This window comes from Streptomyces boncukensis (assembly GCF_011045075.1).
Classification (GTDB): domain Bacteria; phylum Actinomycetota; class Actinomycetes; order Streptomycetales; family Streptomycetaceae; genus Streptomyces; species Streptomyces boncukensis.
This window is the reverse complement of record NZ_JAAKZZ010000015.1, coordinates 1-17347: the sequence shown is the minus strand read 5'-3', so window position 1 is coordinate 17347 and position 17347 is coordinate 1. Positions and strand designations below refer to the sequence as shown.

The window sequence follows — 17347 nt, the reverse complement described above, 5'->3', positions numbered from 1 at the left end:
GCCGGGCGCGCGGGGCGTACCGTGGGCGCATGGTGCGTTCCGTCGTCTCTCTCGTGCCGTCCCTCACGGAGGCCGTGGCCGCCACGGAGCCCGGGCTGCTCACCGGGGCCACCGACTGGTGCAGCCACCCGGCCGGGCTGGAGGTGACGCGTGTGCGCGGCACCAAGAACCCCGACGTCGAGCGGATCGCGGCCCTCGCGCCCGACCTCGTCCTGGCCAACGAGGAGGAGAACCGCCCGCCCGACCTGGCCGCGCTCCGCGCCGCCGGGCTGCGGGTCCTCGTCACCGAGATCCGCGACCTGGACGAGGGGCTCGCCGAACTGGACCGGGTGCTCACCGAGGGGTGCGGGCTGCGCCGCCCGGCGTGGCTGGACGAGGCCGAGTCGGCGTGGCACGAGGCGCGGGCCGAGTTCGACGTACGGGCCGTCGTGCCCGTGTGGCGCAAGCCGTGGATGGTGCTGGGCCGGGACACCTTCGCGGGCGCCCTCCTCGCGCGGCTCGGGGTGCGCAACGCGTACGCGGCGCACCCCGAACGCTATCCGCGGATCCCCGTCGACGAGCTGAACGCGCCCGGCCTGGCCGACCTCGCCGTACTGCCGGACGAGCCCTACCTGTTCACGGCCGACGACGGGCCCGAGGCGTTCCCCGCCCTCCCCTCCGCGCTCGTCAGCGGGCGCCATCTCACCTGGTACGGGCCCTCGCTGCGGGAGGCGCCGCGGGTCATCGGCGCGGCGCTGCGGGCAGCGCTCCGCTGACGAGGCCGCCGGCCGTCCGCACGGCCGCCGCCGCCCAGGCCGCGACCAGCAGGGCGTAGAGCGCGACCGACAGCCAGTCGAACGCGTCCAGCCCGGTGTGCCGGGCGAGCGAGGCCGTGCCCGTGACGCAGGTGCCGACGGGGAAGGTGAACGCCCACCACGTCATCGCGAAGCCCATCCCGCGCCGCGCGGCGCGCACGACCAGCGCCGTGGACAGCGCCAGCCACAGCAGCGCGAACCCGATGACCGGCACCCCGTACAGCACGGCCAGGGAGGCGAAGTCGCCGGGCGCCGCGTCCGCCAGGTTGCCCAGCGCCGTGGTCGACTGCCCCAGCGGGCCCAGGACGAGGAACAGCGTCGGGGTCAGCGCGAGCGGCAGCGGACCGTGGTGGGTGAGGCGGGAGAAGACGGCCGGCAGGATGAGGAACGTCGTCAGCAGGCTCGCGCCGAACAGCGCGAAGCAGCCCAGCAGCAGCGCCTGCCGGGGCTGCCCCTCCGGCGCGTGCGCGGCCAGCGGCGGGCCGAGCGCCGCCGACACCATCGGCGCCACCACCGGGAGCAGCCACACCGGGCTGGCCGTGCCGGGTTCGATGGCGTGCCGCGTGATCATCAGATACGGCACCGCCACCGCCGCCGCCAGCCCCACGGCCGTACCCGCGGACCACAGCACCGCGTCCACCGCGACCCCGCCCGGCACCCGCAGCGCCAGCGCCCCGCCGCCGACCGCGAGCAGCGCCATCGACGTGCAGCCGTAGAAGGGCGCGACCGCCGGGTCCAGCAGATGGGCGCGCGCCTGGTCCGGGTGGCGCGCCCAGTGCGCGGCCCGTGCCACGAGCAGCACGGCCAGCATGGCGGCGGACAGCGCCCAGACGGCCAGCAGCGGGGCCCGCGGCACGGGCACGGAGAGCGCGGCACCGGCGGTGGGGACGATCGCGGTGCCCATCACGGACGCGTACCAGTTGGGGCCGAGGCCGCGCAGCCGGGCTGCGGGCGCCGGCCGGGCCATGGGGGGTTCGTGTGCGGGGGCCTGGGTGTGCGCGTCAAGGGTCATGACTGCACGCTCCCGCCGCCGTGCGGCTCCCACCAGGGAGCATGTCCCTATGGGGGCATAAGCTGCTCCTATGAGCAGTCGGTCCACACCGCACGCCGCGGCGGCGGACGCGCCGCGCGCCGAGCACGGCGCGCCGGGCCTCGCGCACCGGGTGCCCGACCTGGGCGCGCTGCAGCTGCTGCTCGCCGTCGCCCGGCTCGGCAGCCTGGGCGGCGCCGCGCGCGAGACGGGCGTCTCGCAGCCCGCCGCCAGCGGCCGGATCCGCTCGATGGAGCGGCAGCTCGGCGTCACCCTGCTGGAGCGCTCGCCGCGGGGCTCCCGGCTGACCGAGGCGGGGGCGCTGGTGACGGACTGGGCGCGGCGGATCGTGGAGTCGGCCGAGGCGTTCGACGCGGGCGTCAGCGCGCTGCGCGACCAGCGCGACTCGCGGCTCCGGGTCGCCGCGAGCATGACCATCGCGGAGTATCTGCTGCCGGGCTGGCTGATCGCACTGCGCACCTCCCGCCCCGGTACCGCGGTCTCGCTGCGCGTCGGGAACTCCGCCGCCGTGGCCGGGCTGCTCGCCGACGGCCAGGCGGACCTGGGCTTCGTGGAGGGCCTCGGGACGCCGTCCGGGCTGGACGGCGTGGTCATCGCGCACGACCGGCTGTTCGTCGTCGCCGCACCCGGCCATCCATGGGCGCGGCGCCGCGGGCCGCTCGCCCCCGCCGAGCTGGCCGGGACCCGGCTGGTGCTGCGGGAGACCGGCTCCGGGACCCGTCAGGTGCTGGACCGCGCGCTCGCCGGGCACGGCGGGCTGGCGCCGCCGCTGCTGGAGCTCGCCTCGACCACCGCCGTCAAGGCCGCGGCCGTGAGCGGCGCGGGCCCCGCGGTGGTGAGCGAGCTGGCCGTCGGCGAGGAGCTGGCGGCCCGCCGGCTCGTCCGGGTCCCCGTGGAGGGGGTGGAGCTGAGCCGCGCGCTGCGGGCGGTGTGGCCCCGGGGCGCGCGGCCCGCCGGCCCCGCGCGGGACCTGCTGTCGCTCACCCGAGCGCGGCGCTGACCAGCGCCTGGGTCAGCCGCAGGTCGTCGCCCTCCTCCGGGTGCCACTGCACGGCGAGGACGAAGCCTTCCGGCGTCGGGAGTTCGAGCGCCTCGACGGTGCCGTCCTCGGCGTACGCGGAGGGCACCAGGCCCTCGCCGAGCGCGGCCACCGCCTGGTGGTGGTACGAGGGGACGTCCACCGGTGCGGGCAGCACCCGCTCCAGCAGCGTGCCGGGTACGGGCTTGACGGTGTGCGGGAGGAAGACCGCGTCGGCGCCCCGGTGGCCGTCCAGGTGCTGGGTGAGGGTGCCGCCGCGCAGCACGTTGAGGATCTGCAGGCCCCGGCAGATGCCGAGCAGCGGCTTGCGCTGCTCCAGCGCGGCCTCGGTGAGGGCCGCCTCCCAGGCGTCCCGCTGCGGGTACGCGGGCCCGGTGCGCGGGTCGCGGGCGGCGCCGTAGCGCGCCGGCTCGACGTCGGGGCCGCCCGCGGTGACCACGCCGTCGAGCCGGGCGACGAGCGCGGAGGCGGTGGCCGGGTCCGGGTCCGGCGGCAGCAGCACGGCGTGGCCCCCGGACCGCTGGACCAGCTCGTGGTAGCCGGCGGCGAGGACGGCGGCCGGCTTGCGCCACACGCCCCACCGGACGTCCGGTTCGAGATAGGTGCTGATGCCGACGAGAGGTCGGGTCACGGCTTCCTCCTGTGATGACGGTGACTCATGAGAACAGGCCGGCGGGCTGGGCTGCCCCTTGCTGTCGCGCCGCAGTCCGCGGGTGCTCCGTGGCTGGTCGCGCAGTTCCCCGCGCCCCTGAAGCAACCACGACCCAGCCGCACTCTGCGGCGCACCGGCAGGGGCAGCCCCTGCCCGGCGCGATCCTCGCGGCGCCCGTCAGTCACGGCTCAGCTCCGCCTCCGCCTCCGCGAGGGCCGCGAACTCCTCCTCGGGGGCTGCGGCCACGAGCCGGTGCCGGGAGTAGAGCGCGAAGTAGGCCACCGCCACCGCGTACACGCACAGCGCGATGAACGCCGCCTGCTTGTCCACCAGGAAGGTGGCGACCAGCGCCGCGCACGCCAGGACGAACGCGGTCGAGGACGTCACGATCCCGCCCGGTGTCCGGTACGGGCGCGGCAGCCGCGGCTCCCGCCTGCGCAGCACGATATGCGAGAGCGACATCAGCGCGTAGGAGATGGTGGCCCCGAACACCGCGATGTTCAGCATCTTCGCTCCGTCCCCGCTGGAGGCGGCGAGCGCGAAGCCGAGCCCGCCCGGCAGCAGCAGACCCAGGTACGGGGCCTTGCGGCGGCTGGTGAGGGAGAGGAAGCGCGGCAGATATCCGGCGCGGGAGAGCGCGAACAGCTGTCGCGAGCCGGCGAAGATCAGCGAGAAGAAGGACGCCACGAGCCCGGCGAGGCCCGCGTAGTTGACCACCCGGGACAGCGTCGTCGCCTCGCCGTCCGGTTCCAGCGCCTCCACCAGCGGATTGCCCACGTCCGCGATGGCCGCCGAGCCGCGCGCCCCGGTCGCCGCCACGAAGGTGAACAGGGCGAGCAGCAGCAGGATGCCCATCGCGAGCGCCATGGCCTTCGGCAGCGTACGCGCGGGCTCCCGGGTCTCCTCGGCGGCCAGCGGCACGCCCTCCACACCGAGGAAGAACCACATGCCGAAGGGGAAAGCGGCCCAGATGCCCAGCAGGCCGAACGGCAGCCAGGAGCTGGATCCGGCGGCGCCGGAGTCCGCCGGGATGTCGTCCAGGTTGGCCACGCTGAAGTCGGTGAGGGCGCCGAGGACGAACACCAGCAGCGCGGCGACCGCGATGGCGGTGACGATCAGCGAGAAGCGCAGCGCCTCGCCGACGCCCCACAGATGGACGCCGATGAAGATCACGAAACAGGCCAGATAGACGGGCCAGCCGGACTCCAGTCCGAACAGGTGGAGCGATTCGACGTAGTCCCCGATGAAGCAGACGATCGCGGCGGGGGCGAGCACGTACTCGATGAGGATCGCGGTCCCGGTGAGGAAGCCGCCCCAGGGGCCCAGGGCGCGGCGCGCGAAGCCGTAGCCGCCGCCCGCGGTGGGCAGGACGGCGGACAGCTCGGCGAGGGCGAAGACCATGCAGGTGTACATCAGCCCCATCAGCACCATGGCGATGGCGAGCCCGCCGAAGCCGCCCTCGGCGAGGCCGGGGTTCCAGCCGGAGTAGTCGCCGGAGACGACGTAGGCGACGCCGAGCCCGGTGAGCAGGAGCGGGCCCGCGTTGCCGCGGCGCAGGGCGCGCCGCTGGAGGTACTCCTGGGATTCCTCGGACATGTGCCACACGCTCCTGCCTGGCTCAGCTATTGGTGTGATGGCATACCTTTGTGGGGCGAGTGGCCGTTGCGCAAGACCTGTGCGTGAAGTCTGTGTTACACCAGCCCCTGCTCACGCCTGCCGTCACGCCAGGAAGCCCCGCAGCAGGGCCGCGGTGCCCGCGCAGTGCTCGCGCATGATCTCGCGGGCGCCTTCCGCGTCGCCCTCCAGGACGGCGTCGGTCAGCGCCGTGTGCTGCACCTGGGCGTGCTCCAGGTTGCGGACCAGCAGCGGGATGCGGCCCAGCAGATCGTTGAGGGAGGCGCGGACCGCCGCGTACTGGGCGGTCAGCGAGGGCGAGCCGGCCAGCTCGGCCAGGGTCAGATGGAAGAGCGTGTCGTGCCGCCGGTAGTCCGGCAGCGCCGACTCGCGGGTGGCGTCCAGCGCCGTCCGCAGCCGCGCCGTCTCCTCGCGAGTGAGGCCGCGCGCCGCGCACAGCCCGGCGGCGCCGGTCTCCAGCACCTCGCGGAACAGCAGCGTGTCCTCCAGCCCTGCCGGGTCGACCGGGTGGGCCTCAGTGCCCTGCGCACCGGCCTCGGCCGACGGGCTGCGGCGTACGAACGTGCCGCCGTACCGGCCCCTCCTGCTCTCCACCAGGCCCTGGTCCGCCAGCACCCGCAGCGCCTCGCGCAGGGTGACCCGGCTGATGCCCAGGCGGTCGGCCAGCTCCCGCTCGGAGGGCAGCCGCTCGCCCTCCGCGACCAGCCCGAGCCGCACGATCTGCAGGATCTGCTCCAGCGCCTCCTCGAAGCCGTTGCCCGCGCGGACGGGGCGGAGCACGGTGGACAGCCGGTCCTCGGCGACGCGGGCCGTGTACCGCTCGTTCATCGGAACCCCTTCCCGAACAATGGTTTCCCTGGATACCTTATGGCTTCCCACGGACCGACAGGAGGCCCACCCGTGGCAGACCGCACACCTCCACTCGCCGTCGACGAACTGCGCCGGCTCGTCGACGCGGGCGAGATCGACACCGTCGTCCTCGCCTTCACCGATATGCAAGGCCGGCTGCAGGGGAAGCGGTTCGCCGCCCCGTTCTTCCTCTCCGACGTTCTGGACCACGGCAGCGAGGGCTGCAACTACCTGCTCGCCGTCGATGTCGACCTGAACACCGTCGACGGCTACGCCATGTCGTCCTGGGAGCACGGCTACGGCGACTTCGCGATGCACGGCGACACCGGCACCCTGCGCCGCGTCCCCTGGAACCCGGGCACCGCGCTGCTGATCGCCGACCTGGCCTGGCAGGACGGCGCGCCGGTGGTCGCCTCGCCCCGGCAGATCCTGCAGCGCCAGCTCGACCGGCTCGCCGAGCGCGGCTGGAGCGCGTATGTGGGCACCGAGCTGGAGTTCATGGTCTTCGAGGACAGCTATGAGCGGGCCTGGGACGGCGGATACCGCGGCCTGACCCCCGTCAACCAGTACAACGTCGACTACTCGATCCTCGGCACCGGACGCGTCGAGCCGCTGCTGCGCCGGATCCGCAACGAGATGGCCGGCGCCGGGATGACCGTCGAGTCCGCGAAGGGCGAGTGCAACCTCGGCCAGCACGAGATCGCCTTCCGCTACACCGACGCGCTCACCACCTGCGACCAGCACGTCGTCTACAAGACCGGCTCCAAGGAGATCGCGGCCCAGGAGGGCCGGGCGCTCACCTTCATGGCCAAGTACGACGAGCGCGAGGGCAACTCGTGCCACATCCACCTCTCGCTGCGCGACGAGGCGGGCCGCCCCGTGCTGGCCGACGACGCCGACCCGTACGGGATGTCCCGCACCATGCGGCACTTCCTCGCCGGCCAGCTGGCCGCGCTGCGCGAGCTGACCCTGCTGTACGCCCCGAACGTCAACTCCTACAAGCGCTACCAGCCCGGCTCCTTCGCGCCCACCGCCGTCGCCTGGGGCCCGGACAACCGCACCTGCGCCTACCGCGTCGTGGGTCGCGGGCCGGCGCACCGGATGGAGAACCGGCTGCCGGGCGGCGACGTCAACCCCTACCTCGCCGTCGCCGGGATGATCGCAGCCGGGCTGCACGGCGTGGAGCGGGAGCTGGAGCTGCCCGCGCCGTGCACCGGCAACGCCTATACGGGGGACGCGGCGCATGTCCCCGGCACGCTGCGGGAAGCGGCGGAGCTGTGGGAGGCCAGCGCCCTCGCGCGGGACGCCTTCGGGGACGAGGTCGTCGCGCACTACCGCCATATGGCCCGGGTGGAGCAGCGGGCCTTCGACAGCGCCGTGACGGACTGGGAGCGCTTCCGCTCCTTCGAACGCATGTAAGGAACTGTGGTGACAGAGCAGACAGACCGGCGGGAGACCCTCGACGTCGTCAACCCGGCGACCGAGGAGGTCATCGCCACCGTCCCCGCCGCCTCGCCCGCCGAGGCGGACGCCGCCGTCACCCGCGCGGCCCGTGCCCAGGCGGAGTGGGCGGCCCTCGCGCCCGCCGACCGGGCCCGGCTGCTGCGCCGGTTCGCCGCCGCGGTGGACGGCAGCCGCGAGGAGCTGGCCCGGCTGGAGGTGCGCGAGGCGGGCCACCCGGTGGCGGGCGCGCGCTGGGAGGCGGGGAACGTCCGCGACCTGCTGGAGTACGCGGCCGGGGGAGTGGAGCGGCTGACGGGGCTGCAGATCCCCGTCGCCGGCGGGGTGAACGTCACCTTCGCCGAGCCGCTCGGCGTGGTGGCCGTCATCGCGCCGTGGAACTTCCCGATGCCCATCGCCGCCTGGGGCACCGCGCCGGCCCTCGCCGCGGGCAACGCGGTGGTGCTCAAGCCCGCCGAGGCCACCCCGCTCACCGCGCTGCGGCTGGCCGAGCTGGCCCGCGCGGCCGGGCTGCCCGAGCACCTGTTCCAGGTGCTGCCCGGCGAGGGGCCGGTGGCGGGCAGCGCGCTGGTCGAGCACCCCCAGGTGGCCAAGGTCGTCTTCACCGGCTCCACCGCCGTCGGCAAGCGGATCATGGCCCAGTGCGCCGCCGGGGTGAAGCGGGTGACGCTCGAACTCGGCGGCAAGAGCCCGAACATCGTCTTCGCCGACGCCGACCTGGAGCTGGCGGCGGCCGAGGCGCCCGGGTCGTTCCTCGACAACACCGGCCAGGACTGCTGCGCCCGCAGCCGCATCCTGGTGCAGCGGTCGGTCTACGACCGCTTCCTGGAGCTGCTGGAGCCCGCCGTGCAGGCCGTCGCCGTCGGCGACCCCGCCGACGAGTCCACCGCCATGGGCCCGCTGATCTCGGCCGCGCACCGCGAACGGGTGCGCTCCTACGTCGCCGAGGACGCGCCCGCGCTCATCCGGGGCCGCGCCCCCCAGGGGCCCGGCTACTGGTACCCGGCGACCGTGGTGGCCGCGGACCCGGACGCGCGGGTGGCCCGCGAGGAGGTCTTCGGCCCGGTCGCCGCCGTACTCCCCTTCGAGGACGAGGCGGACGCCGTACGGCTCGCCAACGCCACCGACTACGGCCTCTCCGGCTCCCTGTGGACCCGGGACACGGGCCGGGCGCTGCGCGTCTCGCAGGCCGTGCGCGCGGGCAACCTCTCCGTGAACTCGCACAGCAGCGTCCGCTACGCGACGCCCTTCGGCGGCTACCGCCAGTCCGGACTCGGCCGCGAGCTGGGCCCGGGGGCGCTGGCCGCCTTCACCGAGACCAAGAACGTCTTCCTCAGCACAGCCACCACAGGGGAGTAAGGGAGCAGCAGTGACCGACACCACCGCCGCCGGCCGCCGTCTGGCCGGGCGCACCGCCGTCATCACCGGAGCGGGAGGCGGCATCGGCCTGGCCACCGCGCGCCGCCTCGCCGCCGAGGGCGCGCGCGTCGTGTGCGCCGACGTCGACGACGAGCGCGGCAAGGCCGCCGCCGAGGAGACCGGCGGGCTGTACGTCAAGGCCGACGTGACCGACCCCGAGCAGGTCGAGGCGCTGTTCCGCACGGCGTACGAGACCTACGGCTCGGTCGACGTCGCCTTCAACAACGCCGGGATCTCGCCGCCCGACGACGACTCGATCCTGGACACCGGGCTGGACGCCTGGAAGCGGGTGCAGGAGGTCAACCTCACCTCCGTCTACCTGTGCTGCAAGGCGGCGCTGCCGTATATGCGGGAGCAGGGCCGGGGCTCCATCATCAACACCGCGTCCTTCGTCGCCGTCATGGGCGCCGCCACTTCGCAGATCAGCTACACCGCCTCCAAGGGCGGGGTGCTGGCCATGTCCCGCGAGCTGGGCGTGCAGTTCGCGCGGGAGGGCATCCGGGTGAACGCGCTGTGCCCCGGACCGGTGAACACGCCGCTGCTGAAGGAGCTGTTCGCCAAGGACCCGGAGCGGGCCCGGCGGCGGCTGGTGCACGTTCCCGGGGGCCGGTTCGCGGAGCCGGAGGAGATCGCGGCGGCGGTCGCCTTCCTGGCGAGCGACGACGCGTCCTTCGTGAACGCCTCGGAGTTCCTGGTCGACGGCGGCATCTCGGGCGCGTATGTGACGCCGCAGTAGCGGCTCGCCGGGCGGACAGGGTGGGAGCGCGGAGGGGACGCTCCCACCCGGCTCCGTGCTGCCCGCGCGCAACCGGGGGAGCCGGCGGGCTCCCACGTGCCGTCAGATGCCCCCGGGCCTCGCCAGTTGTACGGTGCAGCCATGTATCGCAGAACCCTTCTCACGGGGCTGGCCCTCACCGCCGCGACGGTCGCGCTCACCGCGGCTCCGGCGCAGGCCAGGACCTCCGCTCAGCACCACCAGCACCCCCGCCCCCAGCACTGCCCGCAGCTCTCCACGAAGCTGCCGTGGTTCGGCGACAACCGCGCCAAGCTCCAGCGCACCATCGACGAGCGCGGCGTGTGCTCCCCCGGCTACGACCGCCGCCACCGCCCCGTCGCCGCCTTCGACTGGGACAACACCCTCGTCAAGAACGACTCCACCGACGCCACCATCGTCTGGGCCCTCAAGAACGACAAGATCCTGCGCCCGAGGAGCTGGGCCGCCACCAGCCAGTGGCTCACCCCGGCCGCCGACCGCGCCCTCACCGAGGCGTGCGGCACCGATGTGCCCGTCGGCCGCCCGCTGCCCACCTCCACCAACACCGCCTGCGCCGACGAGATCCTCGAAGTCCGCGGCGAGGCCAGGACCATGAGCGGACAGCAGGCGTTCGCCGGCGACTGGAACCACCGCCGCACCGTCCCGCAGTACGCCTGGGTGCCCCAGCTCTTCGCCGGGCACACCGTCGCCGAGCTGCGCTCGTACGCGCGGCACGCGCGCGACGAGTTCCTGGCCGCGCCCATCGGCGCCACCGAGCGGATCGGCAGCCACACCGTCCCCGGCTACAGCCGCTACTACGCGCAGCAGAAGGACCTGATCCGCACCCTGAAGAAGGCCGGGTTCAACGTCAACGTCGTCTCCGCGGGCTCGGAGCCGGTCGCCGAGGAGTGGGCCAAGGGCATCGGTGTCAACCGCGCCCACACCTACGCCATCCGCAGCGTGGTGCGGCACGGCCGGATCACCACCTACACCAAGGGCTGCGGCGACGTGCCCGACAGCCAGGGCGGGGTCATCCCCTATATCGAGGGCAAGCGCTGCGTCATCAACCAGGAGATCTTCGGCATCAAGGGCGCCGACGCCTGGAAGAAGCAGAACGCCCGGCACCGCATCGCCATCGGCGGCGGCGACGCGGACACCGACGTCACCTTCGTCGGCGACGCCACCGGCACCCACCTCGTGCTCAACCGCAACAAGCCGGAGATCATGTGCCGCGGCTACGACGACGCCGACGGCCGCTGGGCGGTGAACCCGATGTTCATCGAGCCGCTGCCCGCCAAGCGCACGCCGTACCCGTGCTCCACCACCGCCTTTACCCGCCCCGACGGCAGCCAGGGGCCGGTGCGCCGCGACGACGGCTCCGTCATCCCCGACCAGCACGACACCGCGCACGGTCCGGGCGTGGCGGCCACGGCCTGAACGCGACGGGACCCGCTGCAGGTCGGGCCCCTGGTGCCCTAGGGTTCATGGGGTGAGCATGACGACCCCTCCCGGGTGGTATCCCGACCCCGGGCAGATACCTCAGCAGCCCCCGCAGGAACGCTGGTGGGACGGCCAGTCGTGGACCGAGCACAGCCGTCCCGCCGGTGGGGCCGCCCAGGCGCCGCCGCATCCGCGCGGCGGCGCCGGCCGGGGCCCGCTCATCGCGGGCCTCGTGGGCGCCGTCGTGCTCCTCGCGGCGCTGGCCGTGGGCGCGGTGCTGCTCTTCGCGGGCTCGGACGGCGACTCCGAGGGCGAACCGCGGTCCGGCGGCGGGCCCGAGACGTCCCGGACCCCGGCGCCGAGCGCCCCCGGCGAGCCGAGCGCCCCGGAGTCGGAGCCGCCCACCGCGCCGCCCGGCGAGCGGGGCCCGGCCCCCGCCGAGGGGGTCCGGCTCCCGGTGCTCAACGGGTGGCGGGCCGTGCCGGGCAGCGGCGGAGCGGCCGTCGGCATCCACGAGTACCGCTGCCCCGGCGAGGGCGCCAAGCAGTGCGTACGCGGCGGCTCGGCCATCGTCCGGGCCGAGGAGACCGGCTCCGCGAAGAAGGTCGCCGAGGCGGACATCGAGAAGAACGCCACGTCGTCCTACGGCGCCGACAGCTACGGCGGCATCACCTCGCACTCCGTCGTCAAGAAGGGCGAGGTGAAGGTCGCGGGGCAGGACGGCTACCGGATCCGCTGGAAGATCGACAACAAGACGGACCCGGACGCCTACGTCGAGTCCGTCGCCTTCCCGCACCCCGACGGCTCCGGCCGGATGCTCGTCATCCGCTCCGGCATCGACATCCACAAGGACGCCCCGCCGCTGAGCGATCTGGACAAGCTGGTCGACGGCGTACGCCGGGGCTCCGCCGCCGACGGCGCACAGCGAGACGTCTGAGGGTGCGCCCCGCCCGCACCCGCCCGGCGCACCGCGCCGCGGCGGCCCTCGTCTGCCTGCTCGCCTCGCTCGCCGCGGTCACCGGCCGGCCGCTGCCCGCGAGCGCCGACGGCGCCGGGGACGGACGGCTCTCGCTGGACGTGGTACGCGACTTCACCACCTTCGTGCCCTCCCAGCAGCCCGCGCAGGACGCCACCAGTTCGCTGCGCGCCGGGATCCGCGCCGGCGCGGGCGGCGCGCGCGATGTGCGGCTGACCGTCGAGACCCGCGGGCTGCAGGGCGCGGTGAAGCTGTCCGCACGCGGCAAGTGCGCGCCGGCCGAGGGCCGCAAGGCCGCGTTCACCTGCGCGTACGACAAGCTCGACGCGGGACTGACCCGGGTGCGCGGCCTGCGGATCGAGAACGCGCCCGGCGCCCGGGACGGCGCGCGGGGAACCATCCGCTACCGCGTCACCGCCGCGGGCGGCGCCGAGGCGTCCGCGGTCACCACCGTGCGCGTCGGCGGCGCGCGGCTGCGGATACGCGGCGAGGACCCCGACCACGACAGCGTGGGCGGGGTCCGCCCCGGCGGCCGGGCCGCCTTCTCGCCGGTCATCGCCAACATCGGGCGGCTGCCCGCCTACGGCGTCGGGCTGAGCGTGTCCTCCCAGCACCTGTCGCTGCGCCTGGTCGAGAAGTACCGGAACTGCCGCTACGACGCGTCCACCGGCCGCAGCGCCTACTGCTGGTTCGGCGGCAGGCTGCGCCCGCACACCGCCTACCGGCTCTCCGCGCCGCTGCGCTTCACCGCCTCCCGCACCATGACCAGCGCGGTGATCGTCACCTCGCCCTGGCGGTCGGGGCAGTACTCCCCATGGGAGAACGACCCGGCGGGCAAGGACCGCTACACACGGCGCGGCACCGGCGAGCGCCTCACCCTCGAAGCCCTGCCCGGCTCTGTCGGCACCGACGGCTACCAGCGGCTGCTGCGGACGCAGATACGCACCCGGCAGACCGTCGACCTGGAGGCGTACAGCACGGTGGAGAACGGCCGCCTCGTCGTCGGCGTACGCAACAACGGCCCCGGCACCCTGTCGTCCGACGCCGGCCGCTTCCGCTTCACCCCGCCCCCGGGCACGTCCGTCCTCGGGCCGAGCGAGGAGGACCTGGAGGAACTGCTGTGGGAGTGCGAGCCGACGAAGGGCGGCGCGCGCTCGTACGACTGCGTCGCCTCCGGCGGCACCGGACTGCCCGCAGGCGCCGGCTTCGCCCAGACCTTCGAGCTGTGCCGCACGGGTACGGTGCGCGGGAGCGGCCGGGTGCGGGCCGCCGGCCGCCCGGAGTTCGTCCGCGACCGGCGCAGCGGCAACGACACCGCGCGCGTCCCGCCCCCGGAGTCGCTGCGCGACTGCCCGAGCGGGACGGGGGAGTCCGCAACGGGCGGCTCCGGGACCCCGGCGACGGCCGTCGCCCTGGCCGCGGGCGGCGCCGGGTGCCTGGCGGTGATCGGCGTCCTCGCCGTGCGCCGCCGCGCCCGGCGCTAAGTGGTCGGCTCCGGAAGTCCTTCGGGGAGCAGGCACAGTCGAAGGAGTCCTCGGGGTGCCGACGAACCCGTCATCGGCACTCGCCCTTCCTGGCTTGTCCGCGTAGAGGCGGTCGGTGGGCTCAGCCGGGGTTTCGGGGCTCGGCTTGCTCACGCCGGGGAGGCGGAATACCGGCAGCACGGACCTTGTTCCTCGCCGTTGCTGATCAACAAGGAGGAGACCCCCCATGCCTGCGATCCTTCGGCCCCGCGTGCTACGTTCCGGCGACCTCGTGGTCGTTACCGCGCCCTCGGGCCAGCTTGAGCCGGGTGAGGAACCACTGCTCGCCCGCGGTGTGGCGATACTCGAGCGGATGGGTTTCCGCGTGCGGGTCAGCCCGATGGTCAACCCGGCGCGGAACCGCTGGTGGGCGTCGGGCACTCCGGCGGAGCAGGCCGCCGAGCTCAATGGTCTACTCCGTGACCCGGAGGTGCGGGCCATCGTCGCGCATACCGGTGGACAGGCGACCATCGGCTATCTCGATTTGATCGATCTGGACGCGATCCGGGCCGACCCGAAACCCATCATCGGCTACAGCGATATCTCGCTGCTGCACATGGCGCTGTACGCCCAAACCGGCCTCGTCGGCTTCCACGCCGACATCGCCACCCACGGTTTCGGCAGCGATTGGTACACGCTGGGCGACGAGGCCCGCCGCTCCGAGCTCATCGACCTCTACACCCGTGTGCTCACCAAGGCCGAGGCGCCGGGCGCGCTGCCGGCGAAGGAGGCTTGGGAAACCTGGCGGCCGGGCCGCGCGCAGGGACCACTGTTTGGCGGCTTGCTGAACCGCCTGGTCCTACTGCAGGCGACACCGTTCGCGCCGGCCGCCGAACGGTTCGAGGGCGCCGTGTTGTTCTGGGAGGAACTGCAGCGGCCGGTCTCGCGGATCTGGAACGACCTGCATACCTTGCGGCTGTCCGGTGTGCTGGACCGGATCGCGGGCATGGTGGTCGGCATCCCGACCGAGGTCACGCCCCACGAGGGCGGCGGAGAGCGCGCAGATCTACGCGACGTGGTACTCGATGTCCTGGCTGGACGTGACATCCCGGTTCTCGCACAGGTCGACTTCGGTCACACCTCGCCGAACCTGCCGCTGCCTCTCGGCGTCCGCGCAGACGTGGACGCGGACAACCAGACGCTGTCCCTGATCGAGTCGGCGGTCACGGAAGGCTGAGTTCTGTTGGATATTGGCGCAGGCCCGGAGGGCTGCGACCCGTCGTGTTCCGCTTCCCATGATCGGCCTGCCCGATCGTTTTGACCGCCGCCGAGCGCGAGCGACTGAAGAAGATGGCCCATGGCCACAAGACCGAGCACCGGCTACGGTGCCGTGCGCAGATCGTTCTGCACGCGGCACGGGGGCGCTCCAACGCGCGCATCGCACACGAGACCGGCCTGCATCTGGACACGGTTCGTGCCTGGCGCGGCCGGTTCGCTCACGGCGGCCTGTCGGCCCTGGCCGACCGTAAACGCTCAGGGCGCCCGGCCCGCTTCGCTCCCGTGCAGATCGCCGAGACCAAGGCGCTGGCCTGCCAGTTACCAGCCGAGACGGGTGTGCCGCTGTCGCGCTGGTCCTGCCCGGAGCTGGCCGCCGAGCTGACCGCACGCGGGATCACCGACACCGTCTCCGCGTCCTCGGTGCGCCGCTGGCTGCGCGAGGACGTGCTCAAGCCCTGGCAGTACCGGTCCTGGATCTTCATCCGCGACCCGGACTTCCGCGCCAAAGCCGGGCGCGTCCTTGACCTATACGCCCGTACTTTCGAGGGTGTCCCGCTCGGGCCGGGCGAGTACGTCGTCTCCAGCGACGAGAAGACCTCCGTCCAAGCCCGCTGCCGCTGCCATCCGACCCTGGCCCCGGGCCAAGCCCGGGCGATGCGGGTCAATCACGAATACGGCCGCGGCGGTGCGCTCTCATGGCCCAGGAGCCCTACGCGAGCGCCAGACGTGTCTTCTGGATCGTCGACAACGGTTCCTCCCACCGAGGGTAGAAGGCCATCGACCGTCTCACCAGGGCCTTTCCGAACGCGGTCATGGTCCACACCCCTGTCCACGCCTCCTGGACGAACCAGATAGAGATCTTCTTCTCCATCGTCCAGCGAAAGGTCGTCCAACCCAACGACTTCACGGACCTGTCCCGGGTCCGGAACCGGCTTCGCGCCTTCGAAGACCGCTACAACGCCACGGCACAGCCGTTCCAGTGGAAGTTCACCACCACCGACCCGGCCGATCTGCTGGCTCGACTCGACCGGTACACACCCACCAACCCGTCAGAGGAAGGTGTGCCCCTCGCCCCGGTACGTCGGCACCGTCTCCACCACCTGGCCCCGCTCGATCAGCTGCAGCTCGGCGAACCGCTCGCACAGCTCCCCGGCCTTGGCGTGCCGGAACCACACCTTGTCGCCGATCAGCAGATCGTCGGCGGGCGGCCCGAGCAGCGGGGTCTGCACCTCGCCGGGCCCCTCCTGCGCGTCGTACCGCAGCCCCCGCGGCAGATACGGCTGCGGCAGCCGGTCCGGGCCCGCCGCGCCGGACGCCGGGTAGCCGCCGCCCAGCACGGTCACCACGCCGACGCTCGGCCTGCGCACCACGGGCATCGCGAACAGCGCCGCCGGGCGCCCGGTGAAGGACGTGTACGTGTCGAACAGGTGCGGCACGAACAGCCCCGAGCCCGCCGCGATCTCGGTGACCGCCGCCTCGGCCGCCGTGTGCTGCACGCTGCCCGTGCCGCCGCCGTTCACGAACTCCAGATCGGGGGCGACCGCGCGCACCGCGCTGACGGCAGCCGCACGCCGCGGGGCCAGCTCCCGCCGGGCCGCCGCCTGCATCAGCCGTACCGCGCGCGAGCGCAGCGCCGCGTGTGGCGCCGCGTCGCCGACACCCGCCACATGGCCCTCGTACGCCATCACGCCGACCAGCCGGAAGCCGGGGCGGCGGTGCACCGCGCGGGCCAGCTCGGCGAGCTGCGCCGGGGAGTGCGCCGGGGAGCGGCGGGCCCCGATCCGCACCCGGCCGCCCAGCAGCCGCAGCGAGGTGTCCAGTTCCAGACAGACCCGGATCTCCTCGGTGCCGCCGTCCCGCGCGCGGTCGATCAGCGCGAGCTGCGCGATGTCGTCGACCATCACGGTCACCGACGCGGCCAGCTTCGGGTCAGCGGCCAGCTCCGCGTATCCGGTGCGGTCGGCGGACGGATACGCCAGCAGGACGTCGGTGATCCCGGAGCGGGCCAGCCACAGCGACTCGGCCAGCGTGTAGCTGAGCACTCCGCTGAATCCGTCCCGGGCCAGCACCCGCTCCAGCAGGGCCCGGCAGCGCACCGACTTGCTCGCGACCCGGACGGGCTTGCCTCCGGCGCGGCCGACCAGGTCCGCCGCGTTGGCGTCGAACGCTTCGAGGTCGACGACGGCGAGCGGCGCGTCCAGATGGGCGGTGGCGCGGTCGTAGCGGACACGGTCGGCGGCGGGATCGGCAGTCGTGTCGAACATTCCCGCAGCTTGCCAGAACGTCCCGCGCCGGCACAGCCCCTCGCTGGTCCGGGCAGGTGCGGCCGGGTTGCCGTACCTCCCGGTGCGCACCGTAGAGTGACGCAGCACGCTGTGCGGCCGGCAGGGGCGTGCGATCCGATACGAACCCGCCTGCCCCGGCCCGGTGTTGGCGCGGGGCGGCACTCGCGGGAGGGGTGCAGGTGAGCACGGACGCCGAGCGCGCGGACGTTCCGCGACCGCCGCGTCCCGCACACCCTCCCCGGCCCGCGCAC

The 17347-nt window shown here is 73.9% G+C and carries 15 protein-coding genes; 10 read left to right on the top strand and 5 right to left on the bottom strand.

The features are described from left to right. Positions 1–29 precede the first annotated feature (29 nt). Positions 30–755 (top strand): helical backbone metal receptor, encoded by a 726-nt coding sequence (locus G5C65_RS02920; protein WP_165296983.1) that lies wholly within the window; start codon positions 30–32, stop codon positions 753–755. On the opposite strand, the gene G5C65_RS02915 is transcribed toward G5C65_RS02920, so the two are convergent. Continuing rightward, positions 721–1806: a TDT family transporter gene (locus tag G5C65_RS02915; RefSeq protein WP_165296982.1), complete on the bottom strand. Its 1086-nt coding sequence runs from the start codon at positions 1804–1806 to the stop codon at positions 721–723. The two genes, G5C65_RS02920 and G5C65_RS02915, sit on opposite strands and share 35 nt — an antisense overlap. Before the next feature lie 70 nt (positions 1807–1876). Here G5C65_RS02915 and G5C65_RS02910 point away from each other — a divergent pair, with 70 nt between their 5' ends. Then, positions 1877–2845: a LysR family transcriptional regulator gene (locus G5C65_RS02910; protein ID WP_165296981.1), complete on the top strand. Its 969-nt coding sequence runs from the start codon at positions 1877–1879 to the stop codon at positions 2843–2845. On the opposite strand, the gene G5C65_RS02905 is transcribed toward G5C65_RS02910, so the two are convergent. The 3 genes from G5C65_RS02905 to G5C65_RS02895 form a co-directional block, all read right to left on the bottom strand. Further along, positions 2826–3515, bottom strand: coding sequence for a gamma-glutamyl-gamma-aminobutyrate hydrolase family protein (locus G5C65_RS02905; RefSeq protein ID WP_165296980.1), 690 nt, complete (start codon positions 3513–3515; stop codon positions 2826–2828). The two genes, G5C65_RS02910 and G5C65_RS02905, sit on opposite strands and share 20 nt — an antisense overlap. Positions 3516–3713: 198 nt before the next feature. After that, positions 3714–5132: an ethanolamine permease gene (gene eat, locus G5C65_RS02900; protein ID WP_165296979.1), complete on the bottom strand. Its 1419-nt coding sequence runs from the start codon at positions 5130–5132 to the stop codon at positions 3714–3716. Between the two features lie 123 nt (positions 5133–5255). Next, entirely contained in the window at positions 5256–5999 is a 744-nt protein-coding gene (locus G5C65_RS02895; protein WP_165296978.1) for a FadR/GntR family transcriptional regulator, read from the bottom strand. A gap of 72 nt (positions 6000–6071) precedes the next feature. On the opposite strand from G5C65_RS02895, the gene G5C65_RS02890 reads away from it, so the two are divergent. From G5C65_RS02890 to G5C65_RS02855, 8 genes are all read left to right on the top strand, one after another. Then, a complete protein-coding gene (locus G5C65_RS02890) occupies positions 6072–7439 on the top strand; it encodes a type I glutamate--ammonia ligase (RefSeq protein WP_165296977.1) in 1368 nt (455 codons plus the stop codon). Positions 7440–7448: 9 nt separating this feature from the next. After that, the gene (locus G5C65_RS02885) at positions 7449–8840 is read left to right on the top strand and encodes an aldehyde dehydrogenase family protein (RefSeq protein WP_165296976.1); all 1392 of its coding nucleotides are present in this window, start codon (positions 7449–7451) and stop codon (positions 8838–8840) included. 10 nt (positions 8841–8850) lie between these two features. Beyond that, the gene (locus G5C65_RS02880) at positions 8851–9636 is read left to right on the top strand and encodes a 3-oxoacyl-ACP reductase (RefSeq protein WP_165296975.1); all 786 of its coding nucleotides are present in this window, start codon (positions 8851–8853) and stop codon (positions 9634–9636) included. A 141-nt stretch (positions 9637–9777) separates the two neighbouring features. Next, positions 9778–11091 (top strand): HAD family hydrolase, encoded by a 1314-nt coding sequence (locus tag G5C65_RS02875; protein ID WP_165296974.1) that lies wholly within the window; start codon positions 9778–9780, stop codon positions 11089–11091. 58 nt (positions 11092–11149) lie between these two features. Beyond that, on the top strand, positions 11150–12031 hold the full coding sequence (locus tag G5C65_RS02870; RefSeq protein ID WP_165296973.1) for a DUF2510 domain-containing protein: 882 nt from the start codon (positions 11150–11152) through the stop codon (positions 12029–12031). A 2-nt stretch (positions 12032–12033) separates the two neighbouring features. Next, entirely contained in the window at positions 12034–13554 is a 1521-nt protein-coding gene (locus tag G5C65_RS02865) for a hypothetical protein (protein ID WP_165296972.1), read from the top strand. A gap of 226 nt (positions 13555–13780) precedes the next feature. Then, the gene (locus G5C65_RS02860) at positions 13781–14770 is read left to right on the top strand and encodes a S66 peptidase family protein (protein WP_165296971.1); all 990 of its coding nucleotides are present in this window, start codon (positions 13781–13783) and stop codon (positions 14768–14770) included. 80 nt (positions 14771–14850) lie between these two features. Further along, a complete protein-coding gene (locus G5C65_RS02855; protein ID WP_241265512.1) occupies positions 14851–15666 on the top strand; it encodes a helix-turn-helix domain-containing protein in 816 nt (271 codons plus the stop codon). A 194-nt stretch (positions 15667–15860) separates the two neighbouring features. Here the strand turns inward: G5C65_RS02855 and G5C65_RS02850 are convergent, their stop codons facing one another. Then, positions 15861–17075, bottom strand: coding sequence for an amino acid deaminase/aldolase (locus G5C65_RS02850; RefSeq protein ID WP_165296970.1), 1215 nt, complete (start codon positions 17073–17075; stop codon positions 15861–15863). Positions 17076–17347 lie beyond the last annotated feature (272 nt).